Source organism: Microbacterium sp. UBA3486 (assembly GCF_002377845.1).
In the GTDB taxonomy this organism is placed as follows: domain Bacteria; phylum Actinomycetota; class Actinomycetes; order Actinomycetales; family Microbacteriaceae; genus Microbacterium; species Microbacterium maritypicum_A.
Genome location: NZ_DFQP01000006.1, coordinates 1 through 7,186 on the forward strand (window position 1 = coordinate 1; position 7,186 = coordinate 7,186).

Consider the following 7,186-nt stretch of genomic DNA (forward strand, 5'->3'; position numbering starts at 1 on the left):
CGGCGAGCGCGAGCGCCTGCCACGGGACGAGCGAGAGCCGCAGCGCCCGGCGCCGCCGGACCGCGAACAGGCCGATCAGCGCGAGCGCGGCGACCGTGGCCGGGATCCAGACATCGTGGGTCAGGGCGAGCAGCGGCATCAGCACGAGCAGGATGCCGGTCGCGCTCCAGAACAGCGTCGGGTCGGCGGGCCGCCGTGCCACCGGGGTCTCGTACGCACCGAAGACCGTGCGCCGATGCAGGATCGTCAGGATCGCGACGGGCACGAGGATGCCGACGAGCGTCGGTGCCCAGCTGAGCGCGAAGAACGCCGCGGGGCCATCGCCGATAGCGGGGGCGGCGAGCAGGTTGGTGAGGTTCGAGACCGGGAGGGCGAGGGATGCCGTGTTGGCGAGCCACACGGTCGCCAGGGCGAAGGGAAGGGGTGAGACGCCGATGCTCTGCGCGAGGACGACGACGACCGGGGTGACGATCACGGCGGTCGTGTCGAGCGACAGAAACACCGTGCTCACCACGGCGAGCGCGACCACCAGCGCCCACAGCACGAGCACCCGACCGCGTCCCCAGCGGGCGAGTCGTTGCGAGACGACGTCGAAGACCGCGGCGTCGCGGGCGAGCTCGGCGACGATCGTGATCGCGACGACGAACCCCAGCACGGGCGCGATCCGCTCGCCCAATGCCCCGGCGTCGGAGCGCGGCAGGAACCCGGTGACGATGCACACGAGGGCGACCACGACCAGCCCGGCGACGACCCACGTCCCGGCGCCGATCCGCACTCTTCTGATTCCCACCTCGTGAGCATATGGCCGACGCGGGCCGTTCCGGTCGCACTTGCTGCCGCCCGAGAGCATCGGAAGCGACAGCAAGTGCGACCGGAACGAGATCAGGCGGGAGCGGCGGGGACGCGGATGCCGTGAGCAACCCGCATGCATCCGCGCGGAGGGCGTAGGGGAAGCGTGAGGATGGCGGCTGCCGGGGCCGTGCGGGAGTTGTATCGGATCCGTGCTCGACATCATCTACATCGCGCTGACTCTCGCGCTGTTCGCCCTCGTGTCCCTGGTGGCCAAGGGGGTGGAGCGGCTGTGATCGTCTTCGAGATCCTCGCCGCCGCCCTTGCGGTCGCCGCCGTCGTCTACCTCGTGGTCGCGCTCGTCGCGCCGGAGAGGTTCTGATGGACGCGACGATCTGGTTCGGCATCCTGCAGGTCACGGCCGTCGTGGTCGTTCTCGTGCTCCTCTACCGCCCCCTCGGCGACTACATCGCCCACGTCTTCACGTCGGCGCGCGACCTGCGGGTCGAGCGCGGCGTCTATCGGCTCATCGGCGTCGACTCGTCGTCGGAGCAGACCTGGCGCGCGTACGCCCGCAGCGTGCTGGCGTTCTCGGTGGTCGGCGTTCTGCTGGTCTACGGCCTGCAGCGACTGCAGGCGTTCCTGCCGCAGTCCCTCGGCCTCCCGGCGGTGCCGGAGGGGCTCTCCTTCAACACCGCCGCCTCGTTCGTGGCCAACACCAACTGGCAGTCGTACTCCCCCGAGCAGACCATGGGCTACACCGTGCAGCTCGCGGGTCTCACCGTGCAGAACTTCGTGTCGGCGGCGGTGGGCCTCACCATCGCGATCGCCCTCATCCGCGGTCTCGCTCGCCGTGGTTCCGCCACGATCGGCAACTTCTGGGTCGACCTGATCCGCGGTCTCGGCCGCATCCTCCTCCCGATCGCCCTCATCGGCGCGGTGGCGCTGCTCGCGGGCGGCGTGATCCAGAACTTCGCGGGCTTCACCGACGTCACCACGGTGTCCGGTGGCACACAGAGCATCCCGGGCGGCCCGGTGGCCTCGCAGGAGGCGATCAAGCTCCTCGGCACCAACGGCGGCGGCTTCTTCAACGCCAACTCGGCGCACCCCTTCGAGAACCCGACCGGCTTCACCAACCTGCTGCAGGTGCTGCTGATCCTCGTGATCCCGTTCGCCCTCCCCCGCACGTTCGGCCGCATGGTCGGCGACCACCGTCAGGGCTACGCGATCGCCGCCGTGATGGGCACGATCTTCCTCGTCTCGACGTTCGCCCTCTCGGCGCTCGAGCTGGCCGGCCGCGGCACCGCTCCGGAACTCGCCGGGGCCGCGATGGAGGGCAAGGAGGTGCGCTTCGGCATCCTCGGCTCCACGCTGTTCGGCAGCGCCAGCACCCTCACCTCGACGGGTGCCGTCAACTCGATGCACGACTCGTACACCGCGCTCGGCGGCATGATGCCCATGCTGAACATGATGCTCGGCGAGGTCGCCCCCGGCGGCGTCGGCTCGGGCCTGTACGGCATGCTCGTGCTCGCGATCATCGCGGTGTTCGTCGGCGGACTGCTCGTCGGCCGCACGCCGGAGTACCTGGGCAAGCGGATCGGTCCGCGGGAGATCAAGCTCGCGAGCCTGTACATCCTGGTGACGCCGACCCTCGTGCTGGCCGGCACCGCGCTGAGCTTCGCGATCCCCGGCATCCGCGCCGATGTCGAGTCGACCAGCATCCTGAACCCCGGCGTGCACGGCATGAGCGAGGTGCTCTACGCCTTCACCTCGGCGTCGAACAACAACGGCTCCGCCTTCGCCGGACTCACCGCGAACACCCCGTGGTTCAACACTGCGCTCGGCATCGCGATGCTGCTCGGCCGGTTCCTGCCGATCGTGCTCGTGCTCGCTCTGGCCGGCTCGTTCGCGGCGCAGCAGCGGGTGCCGGCGACCTCCGGCACCCTGCCCACGCACCGGCCGCAGTTCGTCGGCCTGCTCCTCGCCGTGACCGTCATCGTCACCGCGCTCACCTACTTCCCCGTGCTCGCACTGGGACCCCTCGCTGAAGGACTCGTCTGACCATGACCCTCATCACCACCCCCTCCGAACAGCAGGATGCTCCGGCATCCACACCCGCACAACCGCCACGCTCCTTCGGCTGGTCGCAGCTCGTGCAGGCCCTTCCCGGGGCCCTGCGCAAGCTCAACCCGGCAGCGCTCGTGCGCAACCCCGTCATGCTGCTGGTCTGGGTCGGCGCCGCGTTCACCACCGTGCTCGCGATCGCCGAGCCGTTCCTGGGCGGCCCGGCCGACTCCGGCGGCACCGCGGTTCCCGCCCCCTTCACCTGGGGCATCGCGATCTGGCTCTGGCTCACCGTGCTGTTCGCCAACGTGGCGGAGTCGGTCGCCGAGGGCCGAGGAAAGGCGCAGGCCGCGAGCCTGCGCAAGACCCGCACCAGCACGATGGCCCGGCGTGTGGTCGGTTACGACAAGGCAGCGGATGCCGCCGCCGAGCACGCCGCGACCGCCCAGGTCTCGTCGGCCGAGCTGCAGCGCGACGACATCGTGATCGTGACAGCGGGCGAGCTGATCCCCGGCGACGGCGACATCGTCGCGGGCATCGCCACCGTCGACGAATCGGCCATCACGGGCGAGAGCGCGCCGGTGATCCGCGAGTCCGGCGGCGACCGCAGCGCCGTGACCGGTGGCACCCGCGTGCTGTCCGACCGCATCGTGGTGCGCATCACCTCGAAGCCGGGGGAGACCTTCGTCGACCGCATGATCGCGCTGGTCGAGGGGGCCAGCCGCCAGCGCACCCCCAACGAGATCGCGCTGAACATCCTGCTCGCGAGCCTGTCAATCATCTTCGTCGTCGTGGTGCTCGCCCTGAACCCGATCGCGTCGTACGCCGCCTCTCCCGTCAGCATCCCGGTGCTGATCGCGCTGCTCGTCTGCCTCATCCCGACCACCATCGGGGCGCTGCTCTCGGCGATCGGCATCGCCGGCATGGACCGCCTCGTGCAGCGCAACGTGCTCGCGATGTCGGGGCGCGCGGTCGAGGCGGCAGGAGATGTCACCACCCTGCTGCTCGACAAGACCGGCACCATCACCTACGGCAACCGCCGCGCCCACGAGGTGCTCGCCCTCCCGGGTGTCGACGGCGAGGAGCTGCTGCACGTCGCCGCACTGTCGTCGCTTGCAGACCCCACCCCCGAGGGCGCCTCGATCGTCGAACTCGCCGCCGCGAACGACATCCGGGTGACCGCACCGGAGGACGCGGTGGTCGTGCCGTTCACGGCGCAGACGCGCATGTCGGGCCTCGACCTCGCCGACGGCACGCAGATCCGCAAGGGCGCCGGCTCCGCGGTGCGGGCCTGGCTCGGGCTCGACGGCGACGACGTCGAGCTCACGACGCGCACGGATGCCGTGGCCGAGAGCGGCGGCACCCCGCTCGTGGTCGCCGTGAAGACGCCCGGTGCCGACGGTCGCGTCCTCGGCGTGGTGCACCTCAAGGACATCGTGAAGGACGGCCTGCGCGAGCGCTTCGAGGAACTGCGCGCGATGGGCATCCGCACGGTCATGATCACGGGCGACAACCCGCTCACGGCGAAGGCGATCGCCGCTGAGGCCGGGGTCGACGACTTCCTCGCCGAGGCGACGCCCGAGGACAAGCTCGAGCTCATCCGGCGCGAGCAGGAGGGCGGCCGTCTGGTCGCGATGACCGGCGACGGCACCAACGACGCCCCCGCGCTCGCCCAGGCGGACGTCGGCGTGGCGATGAACACCGGCACCTCGGCGGCGAAGGAGGCCGGCAACATGGTCGACCTCGACTCCGACCCGACCAAGCTGATCGACATCGTGCGCATCGGCAAGCAGCTGCTCATCACGCGCGGAGCGCTCACCACGTTCTCGCTCGCCAATGACATCGCGAAGTACTTCGCGATCATCCCGGCGATGTTCATGGGCGTCTTCCCCGGACTCGCGGCGCTCAACATCATGCAGTTGCACTCGCCGGCGTCGGCCGTCACCAGCGCGATCATCTTCAACGCGATCGTGATCGTGTTCCTGATCCCCCTGGCCCTGCGCGGAGTGAAGTACCGCCCGGCGAGCGCCTCGCAGATCCTGCAGCGCAACCTGCTGATCTATGGACTCGGCGGCGTGATCGCTCCGTTCATCGGCATCAAGATCATCGACCTCGTCGTCAGTCTCATCCCGGGCTTCTGACCCGGCTCGGAAAAGGAATCCAGACATGTCCTCCACACGCACCGCGGTCCGCACCACCGGTGTCGCCGTCCGCGCGATGCTCGTCCTCACCCTCGTGCTCGGTGTCGCCTACACACTCCTGGTCACCGGCATCGGGCAGCTCCTGCTCCCGTGGCAGGCCAATGGCTCCCCCCTTCCCGACGACAGGGGCAGCTCGCTGATCGGCCAGTCCTTCACCGATGACGACGGCGAGGCGCTCCCGGAGTACTTCCAGTCGCGGCCCTCCGCCGCGGGCGACGGCTACGACGGCGCAGGCTCCAGCGGAAGCAACCTCGGCCCGGAGAACACCGACCTGGTCGCAGCGATCGCGGAGCGCAAGGCCGCGATCGCGGAGCGCGAGGGGGTCGACCCGTCGCAGGTGCCGGCCGACGCGGTCACCGCCTCGGGTTCCGGGCTCGACCCGCACATCAGCGTGGCGTACGCACTGCTGCAGGTGCCGCGCGTCGCCGAGGCCCGCGGACTCTCCGCACAGGAGGTGCGCGACCTCGTGGAGTCTAGGATTCAAGGGCGGGATCTGGGATTCCTCGGCGCGGAGCGCATCAACGTCGCCGAGCTCAATCTCGCGCTCGATGAACGGGAGGGCGAATGACCGCAGCGCCACTTCGTCGATCTCACGGCCACTCCCGCCGGGGGCGGCTCCGGGTACTCCTCGGAGCCGCCCCCGGCGTCGGCAAGACCTACGAGATGCTCGCCGAGGGACGACGCATGCTCGACGAGGGCCATGACGTCGTGATCGCGATCGTCGAGACGCACGACCGCGCCGCGACGCAGGCGCAGACCGCCGGAATCCCCGAGGTGCCCCGCCGGGTCGACCTCCACCGCGGGATCGCCCTGACCGAACTCGACGTCGACGCCGTGCTCGAGCGGGCACCCGAGATCGCCCTCGTGGACGAGCTGGCGCACACCAACGTCCCCGGCTCGCGCAACACCAAGCGCTGGCAGGACGTGGACGAGCTGCTGGATGCGGGCATCGACGTGGTGACCACCGTCAACGTGCAGCACATCGAGTCTTTGAACGCCGTGGTCGAGAAGATCACCGGCATCGCGCAGCAGGAGACGATCCCGGACGCCGTGGTCCGCGCCGCCGACGAGATCGAGGTCGTCGACCTCGCCCCGCAGACGCTCCGTGATCGACTCTCGGCCGGACTCGTCTACCCGGCCGAGCGGATCGACGCCGCCCTGTCGAACTACTTCCGCCTCGGCAACCTCACCGCACTGCGCGAGCTGGCCCTGCTCTGGCTCGCCGACGAGGTCGACAGCGCGCTGCGCAGCTACCGGGCGGAACAGGGCATCGAGGGCAACTGGCAGGCCAGGGAGCGCGTGGTCGTCGCCCTGACCGGCGGCCCCGAGGGCGAGACCCTGCTGCGCCGCGGCGCCAGGATCGCGGCCCGCTCCGCCGGCGGCGAACTGCTGGCGGTGCACATCACCGCGCAGGACGGCCTGCGCGACGAGACACCGGGAGCCCTCGCCGCACAACGCACGCTCGTGGAGTCGCTCGGCGGCACCTACCACCAGGTCGTGGGCGACGACATCCCCGCCACCCTGGTCGAGTTCGCGCAGGGCGCGGACGCCACCCAGCTCGTGATCGGCGTCAGCCGGCGCAGTCGCCTCACCGCTGCGCTGACCGGTCCCGGCATCGGCTCTGAGGTCATCCGCCGCTCCGGCGACATCGACGTGCACATCGTCACGCACGCCGCAGCGGGTGGGCGGATGGTGCTGCCGCGCATCACCGGCGGAGCCCTGGGCTGGCGTCGACAGCTGCTCGGTTTCGGCGTCGCGCTCGTCTTCGGACCGATCCTGTCGTGGATCATGTTCACGTTCCGCAGCCCCGAGTCGATCACCGCCGAGGTGCTCGCGTACCAGCTGCTCGTGGTCGTGGTCGCCCTCATCGGCGGCATCCGCCCTGCGGTGTTCGCGGCGGTGCTCTCGGGCGTCACGCTCGACTTCCTCTTCGTCGCTCCGCTGTTCACGATCACGATCGCGCATCCGCTGCACGTGCTCGCGCTCGCCCTCTACGTGCTCATCGCGATCCTGGTCAGCATCATCGTGGACCAGGCTGCGCGACGGGCCCGCACCGCGCAGCGCGCCGCCGCCGAGGCCGAGCTGCTCGCCGCAGTCGCCGGCAACGTGCTCCGCGGCGACAACGCCGTGCT

Annotated in this window: 6 protein-coding genes; 5 read left to right on the forward strand and 1 reads right to left on the reverse strand. The window is 70.4% G+C overall.

The features are described from left to right. Positions 1 to 790: SLC13 family permease (locus tag B2869_RS00505; protein ID WP_292761351.1), on the reverse strand; the 790-nt coding region annotated here is incomplete at its 3' end. A 291-nt stretch (positions 791 to 1,081) separates the two neighbouring features. Between B2869_RS00505 and B2869_RS00510 the strand changes: the two genes are divergently transcribed. From B2869_RS00510 to B2869_RS00530, 5 genes are all read left to right on the forward strand, one after another. Beyond that, positions 1,082 to 1,171, forward strand: a complete 90-nt coding sequence (locus B2869_RS00510; RefSeq protein WP_017201862.1) for a potassium-transporting ATPase subunit F — start codon at positions 1,082 to 1,084, stop codon at positions 1,169 to 1,171. Next, positions 1,171 to 2,850, forward strand: coding sequence for a potassium-transporting ATPase subunit KdpA (gene kdpA / locus B2869_RS00515; protein ID WP_292761368.1), 1,680 nt, complete (start codon positions 1,171 to 1,173; stop codon positions 2,848 to 2,850). Before B2869_RS00510 ends, kdpA begins: the two co-directional genes overlap by 1 nt. A 2-nt stretch (positions 2,851 to 2,852) precedes the next feature. Continuing rightward, the gene (gene kdpB / locus B2869_RS00520; RefSeq protein ID WP_292761371.1) at positions 2,853 to 4,994 is read left to right on the forward strand and encodes a potassium-transporting ATPase subunit KdpB; all 2,142 of its coding nucleotides are present in this window, start codon (positions 2,853 to 2,855) and stop codon (positions 4,992 to 4,994) included. Positions 4,995 to 5,019: 25 nt separating this feature from the next. Beyond that, on the forward strand, positions 5,020 to 5,622 hold the full coding sequence (gene kdpC / locus B2869_RS00525; RefSeq protein WP_029260071.1) for a potassium-transporting ATPase subunit KdpC: 603 nt from the start codon (positions 5,020 to 5,022) through the stop codon (positions 5,620 to 5,622). After that, positions 5,619 to 7,186: sensor histidine kinase (locus tag B2869_RS00530; RefSeq protein ID WP_292761376.1), on the forward strand; the 1,568-nt coding region annotated here is incomplete at its 3' end. The genes kdpC and B2869_RS00530, both read left to right, overlap by 4 nt.

Excerpts from the sequence above, each read along its gene's own strand:
- kdpA (WP_292761368.1), top strand. The coding sequence starts at position 1,171 with ATGGACGCGACGATCTGGTTCGGCATCCTGCAGGTCACGGCCGTCGTG.
- kdpB (WP_292761371.1), top strand. The coding sequence starts at position 2,853 with ATGACCCTCATCACCACCCCCTCCGAACAGCAGGATGCTCCGGCATCC.
- kdpC (WP_029260071.1), top strand. The coding sequence starts at position 5,020 with ATGTCCTCCACACGCACCGCGGTCCGCACCACCGGTGTCGCCGTCCGC.